At 62.5% G+C, this 15,808-nt stretch carries 17 protein-coding genes; 8 read left to right on the top strand and 9 right to left on the bottom strand.

Annotation, left to right across the window (positions count from 1 at the left end; translation table 11 throughout):
- Positions 1-189: 189 nt before the first annotated feature.
- A complete protein-coding gene (locus tag CO656_RS20270; protein WP_097526903.1) occupies positions 190-1,335 on the top strand; it encodes an AI-2E family transporter in 1,146 nt (381 codons plus the stop codon).
- On the opposite strand, the gene CO656_RS20265 is transcribed toward CO656_RS20270, so the two are convergent.
- Positions 1,318-3,075, bottom strand: a complete 1,758-nt coding sequence (locus CO656_RS20265) for a hypothetical protein (protein ID WP_097526902.1) — start codon at positions 3,073-3,075, stop codon at positions 1,318-1,320. The two genes, CO656_RS20270 and CO656_RS20265, sit on opposite strands and share 18 nt — an antisense overlap.
- 147 nt (positions 3,076-3,222) lie before the next feature.
- Here CO656_RS20265 and CO656_RS20260 point away from each other — a divergent pair, with 147 nt between their 5' ends.
- A complete protein-coding gene (locus CO656_RS20260; protein ID WP_097526901.1) occupies positions 3,223-3,501 on the top strand; it encodes a hypothetical protein in 279 nt (92 codons plus the stop codon).
- Between the two features lie 141 nt (positions 3,502-3,642).
- Positions 3,643-4,287 (top strand): helix-turn-helix domain-containing protein, encoded by a 645-nt coding sequence (locus tag CO656_RS20255; protein WP_037421146.1) that lies wholly within the window; start codon positions 3,643-3,645, stop codon positions 4,285-4,287.
- Between the two features lie 119 nt (positions 4,288-4,406).
- On the opposite strand, the gene CO656_RS20250 is transcribed toward CO656_RS20255, so the two are convergent.
- Positions 4,407-5,423 (bottom strand): LacI family DNA-binding transcriptional regulator, encoded by a 1,017-nt coding sequence (locus CO656_RS20250; protein ID WP_037421187.1) that lies wholly within the window; start codon positions 5,421-5,423, stop codon positions 4,407-4,409.
- Between the two features lie 232 nt (positions 5,424-5,655).
- The gene (locus CO656_RS20245; RefSeq protein WP_037421143.1) at positions 5,656-6,087 is read right to left on the bottom strand and encodes a helix-turn-helix domain-containing protein; all 432 of its coding nucleotides are present in this window, start codon (positions 6,085-6,087) and stop codon (positions 5,656-5,658) included.
- 89 nt (positions 6,088-6,176) lie between these two features.
- On the opposite strand from CO656_RS20245, the gene CO656_RS20240 reads away from it, so the two are divergent.
- Both CO656_RS20240 and CO656_RS20235 read left to right on the top strand, forming a co-directional pair.
- On the top strand, positions 6,177-6,989 hold the full coding sequence (locus CO656_RS20240) for an oxidoreductase (RefSeq protein ID WP_097526900.1): 813 nt from the start codon (positions 6,177-6,179) through the stop codon (positions 6,987-6,989).
- A gap of 52 nt (positions 6,990-7,041) precedes the next feature.
- Positions 7,042-8,043, top strand: a complete 1,002-nt coding sequence (locus CO656_RS20235) for an NADP-dependent oxidoreductase (protein ID WP_037421137.1) — start codon at positions 7,042-7,044, stop codon at positions 8,041-8,043.
- 152 nt (positions 8,044-8,195) lie between these two features.
- On the opposite strand, the gene CO656_RS20230 is transcribed toward CO656_RS20235, so the two are convergent.
- The 4 genes from CO656_RS20230 to CO656_RS20215 are packed head-to-tail and all read right to left on the bottom strand — an operon-like array spanning position 8,196 to position 10,669.
- The gene (locus CO656_RS20230) at positions 8,196-8,528 is read right to left on the bottom strand and encodes a hypothetical protein (protein ID WP_037421134.1); all 333 of its coding nucleotides are present in this window, start codon (positions 8,526-8,528) and stop codon (positions 8,196-8,198) included.
- The gene (locus tag CO656_RS20225) at positions 8,525-9,412 is read right to left on the bottom strand and encodes an NAD(P)-dependent oxidoreductase (RefSeq protein WP_097526899.1); all 888 of its coding nucleotides are present in this window, start codon (positions 9,410-9,412) and stop codon (positions 8,525-8,527) included. The genes CO656_RS20230 and CO656_RS20225 overlap by 4 nt, the downstream gene beginning before the upstream one ends.
- Positions 9,409-9,945, bottom strand: a complete 537-nt coding sequence (locus CO656_RS20220; RefSeq protein ID WP_097526898.1) for a gluconokinase — start codon at positions 9,943-9,945, stop codon at positions 9,409-9,411. Before CO656_RS20220 ends, CO656_RS20225 begins: the two co-directional genes overlap by 4 nt.
- A complete protein-coding gene (locus tag CO656_RS20215; protein WP_097526897.1) occupies positions 9,914-10,669 on the bottom strand; it encodes an SDR family oxidoreductase in 756 nt (251 codons plus the stop codon). Before CO656_RS20215 ends, CO656_RS20220 begins: the two co-directional genes overlap by 32 nt.
- Before the next feature lie 87 nt (positions 10,670-10,756).
- Between CO656_RS20215 and CO656_RS20210 the strand changes: the two genes are divergently transcribed.
- The 3 genes from CO656_RS20210 (at position 10,757) to CO656_RS20200 (ending at position 13,979) form a co-directional block, all read left to right on the top strand.
- The gene (locus tag CO656_RS20210) at positions 10,757-11,704 is read left to right on the top strand and encodes a 2-hydroxyacid dehydrogenase (protein WP_179864805.1); all 948 of its coding nucleotides are present in this window, start codon (positions 10,757-10,759) and stop codon (positions 11,702-11,704) included.
- A gap of 10 nt (positions 11,705-11,714) precedes the next feature.
- Entirely contained in the window at positions 11,715-12,746 is a 1,032-nt protein-coding gene (locus tag CO656_RS20205) for an L-idonate 5-dehydrogenase (protein WP_097526895.1), read from the top strand.
- A 336-nt stretch (positions 12,747-13,082) separates the two neighbouring features.
- Entirely contained in the window at positions 13,083-13,979 is an 897-nt protein-coding gene (locus tag CO656_RS20200) for an SMP-30/gluconolactonase/LRE family protein (protein WP_097526894.1), read from the top strand.
- Positions 13,980-14,001: 22 nt separating this feature from the next.
- Here the strand turns inward: CO656_RS20200 and CO656_RS20195 are convergent, their stop codons facing one another.
- Both CO656_RS20195 and CO656_RS20190 read right to left on the bottom strand, forming a co-directional pair.
- Positions 14,002-15,054 carry a GH25 family lysozyme gene (locus tag CO656_RS20195; RefSeq protein WP_097526893.1) on the bottom strand — a complete coding sequence of 351 codons (1,053 nt, stop codon included), beginning with the start codon at positions 15,052-15,054 and terminating at the stop codon, positions 14,002-14,004.
- A gap of 328 nt (positions 15,055-15,382) precedes the next feature.
- Positions 15,383-15,808: helix-turn-helix transcriptional regulator (locus CO656_RS20190; RefSeq protein ID WP_272938870.1), on the bottom strand; the 426-nt coding region annotated here is incomplete at its 5' end.

Here is a 15,808-nt window from a genome sequence, read left to right as displayed (position 1 = left end):
AGTCAATATTCCCCCGTGGCCAGCCTTCTCCATCAGCATCGATGCGGAGCCGGCTCTTCTCATTGCTATCTGTAAGAGCAGAGACTCGGATGGGGAACGTCGAATGGCGTATGCTACGGTATGTTACTGCCATGGCGCCCTAGTCGGCGTAGCATCTCCCGGAGTGCGTTGGAGCCGTGAGAAGCGAAAATGGATGTCGATCCATCCCGAGTGAATCCGGTCAGCGACGACATGGTCGGACGATCATCCGTCGAGGCTAAGATCACGGAGATCGCCAGGATCGGCATCATCGGGCTGTTCGCCTATTGGTCCCTAACGTTGATCGCGCCGTTCGCGGTTATTCTCGTCTGGGCGGCGATCCTGTGCGTGGCACTGTATCCGGCCTACTCCACCATTTCGGCCATGCTCGGTGACTGGCCGCGGCTGGCGGCGGGCCTGATCACGATGGTCTGTCTGGTCATCATCGTCGGTCCGCTCGCGGCCATTGCCCTCAGCTTTGCGGAAGGAGTCCAGGCGCTGCTCGCAAGGCTCGACGATGGTGCGTTGCAACTGCCAGTACCACCCGAGAGTGTCCGCAACTGGCCGCTCGTCGGCGAGCGCATCCATGCTGCCTGGAGCATGACGGCCGGCAACCTCGAAACCGTTTTGAGACAGTTCGAGCCGTCGCTGCTGCACGCGGGGAGCAAAGTTCTCGGTAAGATCGCCAGCCTGGGCGTGGACTTGCTCGGCTTCGTGATTTCAGTGCTTGTCGCCGGCCTTCTTTTCCGGTCCGGAGAGCGTCTTGCCGAAATGGCGGAGGGTTTCGCCAGCAGGATGGGTGGCGACAGGGGCATCGGCTTCGTGCGCCTGGCGGCGGCGACGATCCGCAACGTCGCCCGCGGCGTCATCGGCGTTGCGCTGCTACAGGCCTTTCTCTGCGCCTTGGTGCTGAGTCTGTTCGATGTTCCGGCACCCGGCGCAATAGCCTTCGTCGTCCTCATCCTCTGTATCGTTCAAATCGGGCCCGCACTGGTCTTGCTGCCGGTAATGACCTGGGCCTGGCTGGAGATGGATTTCGGCCGGGCCATCCTGCTCACACTCTTGCTGATGCCGCTTCTCATCATCGACAACGTCATGAAGCCGATCCTGGTGGCGCGCGGACTGTCGACCCCAACGCTTGTCATTCTACTCGGGGTGCTCGGTGGCACACTCTCTTACGGGCTGATCGGCCTCTTCCTTGGGCCGATCATTCTCAGTGTGTTCTACGACCTGGTGATGATGTGGATGCATCCGGATTCAGCGGCAGGAAAGCCTCTGCCCGAGTCTTCACGGCTTTCGTCAGTTACTCGGAACTGACACGCCGGCCTCGCGCAAGCCTTCGATGAAGTGCTGCTGGTCCTCCGGGCGACGAATCCGCAAGGCGACCTCCTTTCGGATATTGTCGAGGAAGCCCGGAACGTTTGCTTCGAGCCATTTTCGTTCTTCGTGTGCCTGGTCCGTCTTGCCGAGTTTCCCAAGAATTGCAAGCAAGATGACCCGATAAATCGGATTGGCACGAAGGTCGGCCAAGCGTGCCCAGCGCTCCGCGTCCGCGTAATCGCCCTCGATATAGGAGCAGACTGCCAGGGCTGCCTCGAAATATCCGACCGGGCCGGGATTTCTCGTGACTGTTTGCGACAGGTACGCGCAGCCGACCCGCCATTGGCCCGACAGGGCGAGCCGAAAACCGTACTCGCCGGCAAGCTCGGTGTCGTTGGGATTGATGGCAAAGGCGCGAGCTCCGACGGCCAGGGCAGCATCGAATTCGCCCCGGAAGTAGAGGGTGAGCATCTGCGCCTGCAGGGCGCGCACGTCCTGCGGATCGAGTTCCACGGCGCGCACCGCTGCCTCGATCGCCCGCTCCAGCGAGACCGGCGACGTCCGATCGAGACGATAGCGGAACCGGAGCTCGTCGATGTAGGTCATCGACAAAAGCGCCCAGGCCGTAGCGTAGTTGGGGAATTCCCGGGTCGCCAGCTCCAGGCATTCTTGAACCGAGGCATGCGTTTGCGGGTTCAGATCGCTGCGATAGCCGTAATAGGCGAGCGTGCATGCATAGGCTTTCCAGTCGTCCGGAACGAACTGGGTGAACTGCGTGGCGTTTGCCTGGAAGACGACGCCATATGGTTGTGCCACTGCGGTCGCCACAGCAGCGGCGGCTTTCTCCTGCAGGTCGATGATCTTATGCGTCTCGAGGCTTTCGTCGTAATTGTTGGCCCACACCACCGACGCGTCGGAACGCTTCATGAGTCTGATCCCCAGCCGCAGCCTGTCGCCATCGAGCCGGACCCGCCCCTCCAGCGCATAAGCTGGACCACCGGTCGCTTGTCGCAGGTGATCCGGATTATCACGAGTGACGACGACGATCTCCTTGAACCGGGCGATCTTGTCGACGACCTCGTCGGCGAGACCCCGCGTGATCATTGCCGATTGCGGCGTCGCGGAGAGATCCTCAAATGGCAGAACGACCAATGTCGGGATGTTCGGCCTGACACGGGCCGTATTCGAGCCATTTCCTGTAGTAGTGCCGGGTTGAAGCAGGGGATATGCCGCAAGACCGCCGAGGGCAAAGGCGATGGCTGCTATCCCGACCCGGATCCATGGCTGCCGGGAGGGCTCTATTGAAGAAATCGGTCCGGCAAACGCAGAAGAGCGAAGAGAGGTTTCGGTATGCGCGTCGACGTGCCTTTCGAATGTCGGCACATAGGCGCCCTTCGGTATCTTGATAACGATGGAATCGTCGCGGCCTGCGACCAGATAATAGCGTTCGAGCGCGCGCCGTATACGGCCAGCTTCGATGCGGACGGCCGGGTCCGTCTGAGCGTCGAAGGAGGAGTCTCGGCCAAAGACTTCGGTTGCTATCGAATAGGCCTTAATGCGGTCGGAACGGCCTGCAACCGTTTCCTCGACGACATAGGCAAGGAATTTTCGAGCGCGATCCGGTGCATCGAACTCGGCGCTGAGCCGAATTCGATCGAGCTGTGCACGAATTTCCGCGTCAGTGGGTAGAGCAGTACTCGGTTCGACCCGGACGCGACCGTGGCCCGCGATTACCATGTCCGCCCCCCAAGTCGCTCACAACGTATGATTGTGTCGGCGGCGCTGTAAGCTCCTGTATTCTACGTCCTTACCCGGGCAAAGCGCAATATACTGAGAGGATAAATTAAAGTTGTATTTCATTTCGGACTCGAGGGGTGGAGCGAAATGATCAGGCGATCGGCGGAAGGCGACGACCAACACGGCCTGGCAGCGGCACTGCGCCGATTTCCGGCGCGCTCGCTGCAGATCAGGGAGTTGTCGATCCGTGACGAGAGCTTCAGAGGAATGTGCGAGGACTTCGCAGCTGCTGAAAGCGCGCTTGCTCACACCGATCAGCTTCCTTTCCATGTTCGTGAGGAACGCCGTGCGGAGTTCAAGAGCCTGGTAGAGAGCCTGGCGGCAGAGATCGAGCAAGCGCTCGGGCTGGCGAAGGGTCTCATCTAAGTTCCGGGTCGGCCCTTGGCCTCGATGTCAGAGCCGAAGCCGGGACAGTGTGTCCAGTGGTTCAGCGCTCGCGGAGCACAAGTAAGATTCGCCGTTCGCAGAGGTCGTCCTGCGCAGGGGCACATTGTTGGGAGTGGAACAATGCATAGTCCGGTATTGGCGCCGTCGGGGCGGCAAATAAGTGGCGTCGCCGTAAGGCTTCGTGATCAGGGCGAAGTGGAATCGCGGCCGCTAAGCAGTTTCCTGGACGGAGAGAGCATTTACTCTTCCGGGGAGACTGCCGGCCAAGCCTATCGGGTCGAATATGGGGCCGTCCGCGTGTACCGTGTACTTGCGAACGGCCGGCGACAGATTCTTGCATTCTATTTCGGGGGGAGCTGGTTTGGCCTGCAGAACGAGTGCCGGCACCGTTCCACCGCCGAAGCGATCGGCAGCACCGGTGTAAAGAGCATCAATCTCCAGAAAAATCCGCATGTTTGGCAGGGGCTTTTGCCCGCGGTGCTGGAGAATTTCCTATCTTCCCAGGAACACCAACTCGTCATCGGCCGCCAAAGTGCAGTCGAAAGGGTCGCCGCCTTCTTGCTCGAGATGTCGCAGCGTTCCGGTCCTTCGCATCGATTCGAATTGTTCATGCCGCGTGTCGACATCGCCGATTACCTCGGGTTGACGATCGAGACCGTTTCGCGTTCGCTTACAAAATTGAAGAACAAGGGCATTATTAAATTACACGGTGCCCGCGGCATCGAGATCGTGGAATATGGCATGCTTGAGCGCTTGTGCCTTTAGGTCCTGACGACTGCATGTGCCCTTAAATCGTACGCCATTTGAGGACACATCCAGCAATCCAAAGTGCTACAGCGTCTTTTGTGCGTCGGATAAGGCGCACGGCGCTGTAGGATTGTGCGCTACCGGCTGGTCTGGCGCAGGATCAGGTCGGGGCGGATCGTCACCCGGCCCGGCCGGTCGAGCTTGCCGTCGAGCACATCCAGGATCAGCTCAGCCGTCTTGGCGCCGATCTCGCTGGCAAAGGCGTTGATCGTGGTGAGGCTCGGCACGGAGATTGCGCCGATCTCGTAGTCACCGAATCCGCCGATTGCGACCTTGTCAGGCACGGCGATGCCGCGACGCTGGCATTCGGTGAGCGCCCCGAAGGCGGAAAGATCGGAGACGCAGATTACCGCCTCGGTATCCGGAAAGCGCTCGAGCAATTGCCCCATGGCGTTCGCGCCTTCGCGCATGGAGATCGGCGGCGGGCCGGCGGCAATCAGGCGCGGCGCCTCGAGCCCGTGATCCTTCATGGCAGCGATGAAGCCTGCGCGGCGATCGGTGCCACGCGTGTCTCGGTCGGCGTCGCCGCCGATAAAGGCGATCTTCCGATAGCCGACGCTGACGAAATGATCGACCATTTCGCGGACGGCAAGCGCGTTTGAGAAGCCGACGACATGGCCGATCGGTTCCTCGGGCAGGTCCCAGGTCTCGATCACCGGGATGCCGGCATTGGAGAGAAGCTTGCGGGCCCGCGGCGTATGCTTTCCGCCGGTCACCACGATCGCTTCGGGCTTGCGCCGCAGCAGCTGCTCGATCAGCCGCTCTTCCTCACTGACGTCGTAATTGGTGTAGCCGAGCAGGATCTGCAGGCCTCTTTCCGAGACCCCGTCGGAAAGCGCCCGCACCGTGTCGGCGAAGTTGGCGTTGTTGATCGACGGGATCGTCACCGCGATGAAATCGGTGCGCTGCGAACGCAGATTGGAAGCCGTGCTGTCGAACACATAGCCGAGCTCCTCCGCGGCGCGCAGCACCGCCTCGCGGGTCTCCTGGCTGACGGAACTGTCACGCTTGAAGGCGCGCGAAACGGTCATCGGCGAAACGCCGGTTCGCCGGGCCACGTCGGCCATCGTCGGGGGCTTGCGGATATTGTGCATCGACATCCATGTTATCGTTACCAATCCAACTACACCCGGATTTTCGACGGAATGCAAGCCTCTCGTGCATGCCATATTCTGTCGCATCACGCTCTAGGTTCAGGACCAATCAGTTTGGCATTAATTCGCCCGCAGCCGCCAGCTCGACAACGGCGCGTCAGGGGCAACTTTGCGCCGGAAGCGCGCCTTCAATAGGCGTTGTCGGTCGGCGCATCATCTGCTGCGGTGCGGCTCATTTGGGTGCGGCGATGCGAATGGGACGTGTTCCGACCGGAGCTCCGGTCGCGCGGTCGATCGTAATGGGATCGATCTCCGTGCCCGTCTCGGCGTCGAAGAAACGAGTCACGTCACCCCCGCCGCGGTGCTTGCGTCCCCAGGCGCCGATCGCAAACAGAACGGGCAAAAAGTCGCGGCCGGCTTCCGTCAGCACATATTCGTCCCGTGGCGGACGATCGGAATAGCGGCGTTTCTCCAACAGCCCCTCGTCGGTCAGTGCCGAAAGCCGCCCCGTTAGCATCGTCGGTGCGATGCCGAGGCTCTTGCGGAAGTCATCGAAGCGGGTCAGCCCGGCATGGGCATCGCGCATGATCAGCATGCTCCATGCATCCCCCACAAGCGCCAGGCTGCGAGCGATCAGACAAGGTTGGTCCGAAAAATTCTTCATGTCGATATCTTTTTAGTAGTGACTTGATACGAATTTGATAGTAACTGATCGCACATCGATCTTCCATGACAAAATGAAAGCGGACACCGATGAAGACAGAACGCGGCATCGCCCTGGTTACAGGTGCTTCCTCCGGCATCGGGCTGGTGACGGCACAGGCGCTGCGGCGCGATGGCTACCATGTCTTCGGGACCAGCCGAAAGCCGATGCCCGGTACCTCCGATGGCATTACGATGCTGGTTTGCGACGTGACCGACGATGCATCCGTAGAGCGGGTCGTCGACGAGGTTCTGAACCGCGCTGGGCGGATCGATCTTCTCGTCAACAATGCCGGGATTGGGCTACTTGGCGGTGCCGAGGAATCCACGACGACACAGGCGAAGGCCGTATTCGACGTGAATGTATTCGGGACCATGCGCATGACGAACGCGGTCTTGCCCCTGATGAGGCGGCAGCGCAGTGGCCGAATCGTCAATCTCAGTTCCATACTCGGCCTGATCCCCGCCCCCTATAACGCACTCTACGCATCGACTAAGCACGCCATCGAAGGCTATACGGAGTCTCTCGACCACGAAGTGCGAACGCAGGGAATCCGCGTCGTGCTGGTCGAGCCCGGCGTGACCCGCACGTCCTTCGAAGAGAACATCACGCGACCGGACCGGCCACTTGCCGTCTATGATAAGGCTCGCGCCGGCGCGGAGAGGCTGATGCGCGAGATCGTCGCGAAGGGCGATGAACCCGAGGTGGTAGCTAGAGCCGTCGTAAAGGCCGCTAATGCGGCATCGCCCAAACGACGCTACACCGCCGGAAAAGCGGCAGGACAGGTCCGCTTCATGCGCCGCTTCCTGCCCGAGTCCTTCGTCGACAAGAGCCTTCGGAAGTTCAACAGACTTCCCGATTGAGCTTTCAACTGCTGGCGCTGCCGGCTCACCTAAAGAAACGAAAGTTAGACTGATGAAATCATTCCTCATCGATCGCTACACGAAAGGCGGCGCACTGCGGTTCGGTGAAGGTCCCGAGCCGGAGTTGCGTGACAACGACGTCATGGTCGAGATTCATGCCGCCGGCGTGAACCCCTTGGACAACAAGATTAGGGACGGAGAGTTCAAGCTCATCCTGCCCTACCGCCTTCCACTCGCGTTGGGCAACGATGTAGCGGGCATCGTAGTCCGGGTCGGAGCCAAGGTCCGGCAATTCAAGGCCGGTGACGCGGTCTATGCACGTCCGGCCCAGGATCGCATCGGGACATTCGCAGAGTATATCGCCATCGACGAGGCCGATGTAGCAATGAAGCCGAACAATTTGACCATGGAAGAGGCCGCGTCCATTCCGCTTGTCGCGCTGACAGCATGGCAGGCGCTGGTCGAGCGGGCCAACGTGCAGAAGGGACACAAGGTCCTGATCCTTGCCGGCTCGGGTGGCGTGGGGACGATCGCGATCCAGCTTGCCAAGCATCTCGGAGCATATGTCGCCACCACCGCGAGCACAGCAAATATCGCCCTTGTGAAAAGTCTCGGCGCAGACGTCGTGATCGATTACAAGAACGACGACTTCGAGAGAGTGCTGCAGGGCTACGACGTCGTGCTGAACAGCCTCGAGAAGGAGACGCTGGAAAAATCCCTCCGCGTGCTGAAGCCGGGCGGGAAGCTGATCTCGATTTCCGGTCCACCCGATCCGGATTTCGCGAGGCAGAACGGCTCTGGCTGGCTGCTTCAACTGGTCATGCGCCTGCTGAGCTTTGGCATCAGGAGACAATCGAAGCGCCGGAGGATCAGCTATTCGTTTCTCTTCATGACAGCGAACGGCGGGCAGCTCGGAAAGATCACTTCCCTGATCGAGGCGGGTGTCATACGTCCCGTGCTGGACCGGGTCTTCCCGTTCGAGAGAACCAACGAGGCACTGGACTATGTCGACACGGGTCGTGCGAAGGGGAAGGTCGTCGTCACTGTGAAATGACGTCTGGACCGCTGCGCACACACCTTCCTCTCAAGCATAATGCGCAGCGGCCGTCGTCATTTTCTGGCCTTGATTGGTGTGTCCGAAGATCAAGGCTGCAACTGGGAAGGCCAGCACGGAGCGGCACGTGGCGGGTGCCGCTCGCGGGTCGCTCAAAGGCGGTATTCGTTCGCCTGGGTGACGTGGTGGTGGATGCGGCCTTCGAAGAAGCGCGCCAGCACCTCTTCGGTCGCGGCTCTCGCCGCCGCCCGCGCCGGGCTCGCCAGCGCCTTCTCGACCGTTGCGAGATCCGGATAATTGATCGCCAGGATCATCGGGATCTCCGGCGCCCCTTCGTCGCGCGCCTCGGCGAAGGTGACGCGCACGTCGAGCGCACCCGGGAAGGCCTTCCACTTCGGCAGGATGTTTTCCAGCACCGCGGCCCGGAAGGCATCGGTCTCGCCCTCCTTCACCTTTCCCTCGAACAGCGCGTAGCGGGTGATCATTCGACAGTCTCCTTGTTGGGTCCCCTGAAATATTCCATCAGCGCAGCCTGGTCCTCGCCGCCGAGGCCGGCCGCCGTCAGCATCCGGTGCACTTCCGCGCAGGTTGCGGTGAGCGGCATGGCCGTGTTGGTGCGGCGGGCGAGGTCCTGCGCGCCGTTCAGATCCTTCACCATGTTGTCGATCCGGCCGGTGCGCCGGTAATCCCTGGCGACGAAGCGCGGCATGTATTCCTGCAGGATGGCGCTATCGGCCCTCCCGCCCTTCAGCGCCTGCGGGATCTTCGCCGCGTCGACGCCCGCGTCGAGCGCCAGTTGCGTCGCCTCGGCGACGGCGAGGAAATTCAGGCCGCAAAGGACCTGGTTGATCAGCTTGGTGGTCTGGCCGGCTCCGGACGGCCCCATATGGGTATAGCTGGAGGCGACGTGCTTCAGCACCTGATGGGCGTCCGCCACGTCCTCCTCCCTGCCGCCGGCCATCAGCGTCAGCTGCCCGACTAGCGCCTTCGGCGCGCCGCCGGAAAGAGGGCTGTCGACCCAGCGCAAGCCGTGTTCGGCGGCTTCCGCCGCCAGCGCCTTGGTGGCTTCCGGATCGATCGAGGACATGTCGATGATGAGGGTTCCGGCTTTGGCGCCCTTGGCGACGCCGGTCTCGCCGAAGACGGCGATATGGACGATCTTCGCCGAGTTGAGGCTGAGGATGACCGTATCGGATGCCGCCGCCGCTTCCGCCGTGCTCGCCGCCGCTCGTGCCCCCTTGTCGACCAGTTCCTGGACTTTGGCCCGGTCGAGGTCGAAGACCGTCAACTGATTGCCGGTTTCGACGAGCCTCGTCCCGATGGCGCCGCCCATGGCTCCGGCACCGATCAACGCAACCCTGTTCGTCATTCTCGCAGTCCTCCCAGTTGGGCAGCGATCGCCTCGACGACCGCCTCGAGCGGCTGGTCGATATCGACGCTGATGGCATTTTCGTCCGGTGCTGGCGGCTCGAGCGCCGCGAACTGGCTGGCAAGCAGCGCCGCTGGCATGAAATGGCCCTGCCGCTCCTTCATCCGCCTCTCGATCACCTCGACCGTTCCGGCGAGATGGATGAAGGTGACCGGCCCGCCGGCTGTATTTTCAATATGTTGCCGGTAGGCGCGCTTCAGCGCCGAACAGCCGATGATCGTGGGGCCCGTTCCGGCGGCAAGCGCCTCGCCGACACGGGTCAGCCATGGCCAGCGGTCCTCGTCCTGAAGCGGGATGCCCTGGCTCATCTTGGCGATGTTTGCCGCCGGATGCAGGTCGTCGCCGTCGAAATAGACGGCGCCGAGGCGCGTGGCGAGTGCGGCGCCGACCGAGGACTTGCCACAGCCGGCGACCCCCATCAGCACCATGCGCTGCGGGATATCAGAGAGATGCGGTGATGCCGCCGTCGACATAGAGCACGTGTCCGTTCACGAAAGAGGAAGCATCCGAGGCGAGGAAGATGCAGGCGCCGACCAGCTCCTCCACCTTGCCCCAGCGGCCGGCGGGCGTACGCTTTTCGAGCCAGGCCGAGAAGTCTGGATCGGCGACCAGGGCGGCGTTGAGCGGCGTATCGAAATAGCCCGGCGCGATCGCGTTACACTGCAACCCGTATTTCGCCCAGTCGGTCGCCATCCCCTTGGTGAGATTGCCGACCGCGCCCTTGGTGGCGGTGTAAGGGGCAATGCTCGGGCGGGCAAGGGCAGTCTGGACGCTGGCGATGTTGATGATCTTGCCGGCGCCGCGCTTGATCATGTGCCGCGCCACCGCCTGGCCGACATTGAAAACCGTCGAAATATTAGTCCTGAGCAGCTTCTCGAAGGCGTCGGCGGGAAAGTCCTCGAGCGGCGTGCGGTGCTGCATGCCGGCATTGTTGACGAGAATGTCGATCGGCCCGACCTCGGCCTCGAAACCGTCGACGGCACTTCGCGCGGCTCCGTGGTCGGTGGCGTCGAAGGCGAGTTTTTTAGCGCCGGCAATGCAGGCGGTGGCTTCGGCGAGCTTTGTCTCATCCCGCCCGTTGAGGACGACTTCTGCCCCCGCAGCGGCGAGGCCGCGGGCGAGCGCAAAGCCGATGCCCTGCGAAGAGCCGGTGACAAGCGCCCGCCGGCCTTTCAGATCGAACAGTTCAAGGGCCATTTTTCCTCCGGCATTTCGTCTCGACAACTGGAATTCATCTGTTTATGTTATCGATAACATTCAATGTCAAGGGACGGAGTTTCTGAATTGAGCAAGCCGCATATTCTCCAGGTCGGCCCCTATCCGGAGTGGGACGAGGTGCCGCTGAACGACGCCTTCACCGTGCACCGCTATTTCGATGCCGTCGACAAGACGCGCTTCCTGGCCGAGGTCGGGCCGAGCGTGAAGGCGATCGCCACCCGTGGCGAACTCGGCGCAACCCGTGCGATGATCGAGGCCTGCCCGGGGCTCGAAGTGATATCCGTCTATGGCGTCGGCTTCGATGCCGTCGACCTTGCCGCCTGCCGCGAGCGCGGTGTGCGCGTCACCAACACGCCTGACGTGCTCACCAACGACGTCGCCGATCTCGGCGTCGCGATGATGCTCTGCCTGTCGCGCGGAATGATCGGCGCGGAAAGCTGGGTGAAGGACGGCAGCTGGGCGACACAGGGCCTCTATCCGCTGAAGCGTCGCGTCTGGGGCCGGCGCGCCGGCGTGCTCGGCCTCGGCCGGATCGGTTACGAGGTCGCCAAGCGCCTCAAGGGCTTCGACATGGATATTGCCTATTCCGACGTCGAGGCGAAGTCCTACGCATCCGAATGGGAATTTGTCGCCGACCCGGTGGCGCTTGCCGCCCGCTCGGACTTCCTGTTCGTGACGCTCGCCGCCTCGGCCGCGACCCGCCATATCGTCGGCCGAGAGGTAATCGCCGCGCTCGGCCCCGAGGGCATGCTGGTCAATATTTCCCGCGCCTCCAACATCGACGAGGAGGCGCTTGTGGAAGCGCTGGAAAACCGCACGCTCGGTTCGGCGGCGCTCGATGTCTTCGAAGGCGAGCCGGCGCTGAACCCCCGTTTTCTAACCCTCGACAACGTCCTGCTTCAGCCGCACCATGCCTCCGGTACGATCGAGACGCGGAAGGCCATGGGTAAGCTGGTGCGCGACAATCTCGCCGCACATTTCGCCGGCCAGCCGCTGCTGACGCCTGTATTGTAAGGAGCCTCCGATGAAAGCGATCGTCGTTCTCGGCGCAAAGGACCTGCGCATCGAGGAGCGGGCCGTCGAGGCGCCCGGCGCGGGCGAAGTCCAGCTTCGCCTTGCCGTCGGCGGCGTCTGCGGCAGCGACCTGCATTATTACAATCATGGCGGTTTCGGCACCGTGCGGCTGCGCGAGCCGATGATCCTCGGCCACGAGGTCTCGGCTTATGTGGAAGCGCTGGGACCTGGCGTCGACGGTCTGAAGACAGGCCAGCTCGTCGCCGTATCGCCGTCGCGGCCCTGCCGGACCTGCCGCTATTGCCAGGAGGGGCTTCACAACCAGTGCCTCAACATGCGCTTCTACGGCAGCGCCATGCCGTTCCCGCATATCCAGGGCGCCTTCCGCGAGGTGCTTGTCGCCGATGCAATCCAATGCGTGCCAGCCGAGGGCCTGACGCCGGGCGAGGCGGCGCTCGCCGAACCGTTGGCGGTGGCGCTGCATGCGACGCGGCGGGTAGGAGAAGTGCTCGGCAAGCGGGTTCTCGTCACCGGCTGCGGACCGATCGGGGTGCTTGCGATCCTCGCGGCGCGCCGCGCCGGCGCGGCCGAGATCGTCGCCACCGACCTGTCCGACTTCACCCTGGCGCTCGCGAAGAAAGCCGGCGCCGATCGGGTCATCAACATGAAGAGCGAGCCGGATGCGCTCGCTCCCTACGGCGCTGACAAGGGCCGTTTCGATGTCCTTTATGAGTGCTCCGGTGCAGCACCAGCGCTTGCCGCCGGCATCGCCGCGCTTCGCCCGCGCGGCATCATCATCCAGCTCGGGCTCGGCGGCGACATGAGCCTGCCGATGATGGCGATCACCGCCAAGGAGCTCGATCTGCGCGGCTCCTTCCGCTTCCACGAGGAGTTCGCGACCGGCGTCGGGCTGATGCAGAAGGGACTGATCGACGTCAAGTCGCTGATCACCCACACGGTGCCGCTTGCGGACGCAGTCAGCGCCTTCGAACTGGCGAGCGACCGCAGCCAGGCGATGAAGGCGCAGATCGCCTTTTCCTGACGGACGCTTGCCGTCGCCGCGACGGCGAGTCAATCTGCGGGCAACCGGAAGATGCGCCGCCGCCAGATGTCGTGGCACACGATCAAGGGAATGGAGCTTGGCTGATTCCCTCCGCCCTCATCCCTGTGCTTGTCACAGGGATCCAGCAGCGCCGCGTCTGCGGCGCGGCTGACTCTTTCAGCCAAGGACTTGGCTGGCTGGCACCTGTGACAAGCACAGGAACGAGGATTGAAGTGAAGCGCCGTACCCTGGCCGACCCAGGTGCTATAGCACTCTGTATCGATGCAACACTCGGCTGCGAGGAAACCGCAGGCGAAAATCGGGAGGAAAATCGGAATGTCGTTCTTCGAGGCGGTCGACCCCAGCTTCAAGTCCTTTGTCATGGGCAATGCCCCTCTCAAGCAGATCGCGACAGGCTTCGACTGGGTCGAAGGGCCGGTCTGGTTCGGCGACGCCGGCTGCCTGCTCTTCTCCGACATCCCCAATAACCGCATCCTCCGCTTTTTTCCGGGGGTCGGCATCTCGACGTTCCGCAGCCCCTCGAACTATGCCAACGGCCATACGCGCGACCGCGAGGGGCGGCTCGTCAGCTGCGAGCACGGCACGCGGCGCGTGACGCGGACGGAGCTCGACGGATCGATCACGGTCATTGCCGACAGCTACCAGGGCAAGCGGTTGAATTCGCCCAATGATGTCGTGGTGACGTCGGACGGTTCGATCTGGTTCACCGATCCGCATTACGGGATCATGACCGACTACGAGGGCTTCCGCGCCGAGCAGGAACTGCCTTGCCAGGTTTACCGGGTGCGCCCATCCGGTTCGATCGAGGCGGTCCTGACGGATTTCAACTGCCCGAACGGCCTCGCCTTCAGCCCGGACGAGACCCGGCTCTACGTCGCCGACACGGGCCGCATGTTCTCCTCGGACCCGCAGCATATCCGCGCCTTCGACGTCGGCGCCGATGGCGCGCTTTCGGGCGGCGAGGTGTTCCACGCGATCACGCCCGGCGCCGCAGACGGGATTCGCGTCGACAGCGACGGGAACCTCTGGTCCTCGGCCGGCGACGGCGTGCATTGCATCGCCCCGGACGGACATCTGATGGGCAAGATCCTCGTGCCGGAACGGGTCTCGAACATCTGCTTCGGCGGCCGCGCCAAGCATCAGCTGTTCATCACGGCGACGACCAGCGTCTATACGATCGCGCTCAACCGCAAAGGCGTGCAGCATCCCTGATACGGGATGCTGCCCGCGCCCGTCAGGTCGAACTCCCCGCCGTCCAGCGGTGCCATTCGGCCTCGCTGCCGTGGAAAACATTGAGGTCGATGCGGCCGTCGACGCCGTGCGACAGGCCGGAGCCGGAATATTGCCAGAACAGCCACTTGCGGCCCGGATAGACCTTCGACGGATGGGCGGCGACAGAGCGCAGCCAGAAGGGATGGTTGGGGAACGCGTTCCTCAGATTGTCGCGATAGAAATCCGGCGCGGTGTAGATGACCGGACGCTGGCCGTAATGCCGCTCCAACTTGTCCATGAAGACCTGCATCTTCTCCCGCACCCGCTCGGGTGAAAGGCGCCGCTTGCAGCTCGATTCGCCGTTGTATTCGACGTCGATGACCGGCGGCAGGGCATTGGCCTCGCGCGGCACGTTGCGGATGAACCAGTCGGCCTGTTCGCCGGCCGTCCGGCACCAGTAGAAGAAATGGTAGGCGCCGCGCTTGATCCCGGCTTGCTCGGCCCGGCGCCAGTTTTTCTTGAACATCGGGTCGAGATGGTCGCCGCCGTCGGTCGCCTTGATATAGGCGAAGTTCGCGCCTTGAGTCCGGAGCTTCTCCCAGTCGATATTCCCCTGCCAGCGCGACACGTCGACGCCGTGCACGGCCATCTTCCTCGGCGACCGCTTGCCAAAATTGATCGGCTTGGCGTCGCGGAAACGATGGCTGTAGACGCGCGACCGGGTGCGCGGCGCCTCCTCCATGGCGGGATTGTCGGGAACGACCATTGCGATTGGCCGCTCCATCGGAACGGGCATGCCGGCTTCGCTCTCCATCGTCGTGAAGGCTTCCGGCTGCGGCACCTGGCCGGCCCAGGCGAGCTCTTCCGGCGGCTCGCTTGCCGCTTCGGCCAGGCCGACATCGCCGGACGGAACCGGGCCGGGCACCGAAACCACAGGCGCGGCAGGCGGAGCGACCGAACTCGTCACTTCCCGCGACGGCCGTGGCGACAAGACCGCTTCCGGACCGGAACTGGAAGCGCAGCCCGAAAGAACAAGGCAGGTGAGGACAATTGCTGGCGCAGCCGACAAACGCATTGGAGACCCGTACGCAGAACATTGTCGACGGCGGGAGCATGGTGCCGTCGCGACTGATCGGAAGTGCTAACGGGAAATTACCAACAAAGATTGAATCCGAACTTAACGGGGCGGTTCAAAGCGCGCCTCTATATTCGGCAGTGAACATCCAACGCTCGATACATGACGTTCACTCCCGCTTCGGGTGGAGAGCCGAAATTCATTGGGATGGCATTGATGACCGCTGAATGCCACAATGCGGAAGTCGGCGCGGGCACGATCGTGACAACGCAGAGACGGTGACCCGCGGCCGTTCAGGGTAGCATGCAACAAACGGCGAAAATCGCGATCACCTTTGCGATAGACAACATCGCCCGATCTTATTCGCTGCTCCGCGTGCGTGTTGGTCACTGGGTGCGGGTAAATCTTGCACCTCGTCCCGATCAGCAACTCGTTCAACCATGTTGAGGAACGCGATCCTCACCCTCTCGTCGCCGATTCGATGAAAGGACCTGTAGAGTGTAATGCCCATTGGGCTAGTGACAAACTGGGCCAACGCTCGGCCCGGCTGGCGATCTGGGGTGCTCCTGTCATCTTCTGCGAGAGCTACTTCGAAGAAGTATGACAGCGGGGCATCGAGAGCATGGGCAATTGCCTGAAGTCGACCTGCGCCGATCTTGCTGCGGCCGTTTTCGTATTTCTGTATCTGTTGATATGTCACGCTAACGGCCATCGCGAGCGCGCTCTGTGTCATGCCCGTCAAGAGACGCCGCGC

This window comes from Sinorhizobium sp. FG01 (assembly GCF_002531875.1).
Taxonomy (GTDB): domain Bacteria; phylum Pseudomonadota; class Alphaproteobacteria; order Rhizobiales; family Rhizobiaceae; genus Sinorhizobium; species Sinorhizobium fredii_C.
The sequence above is the reverse complement of the archived record's forward strand: the minus strand, read 5'-3'. Positions and strand labels throughout refer to the sequence as shown.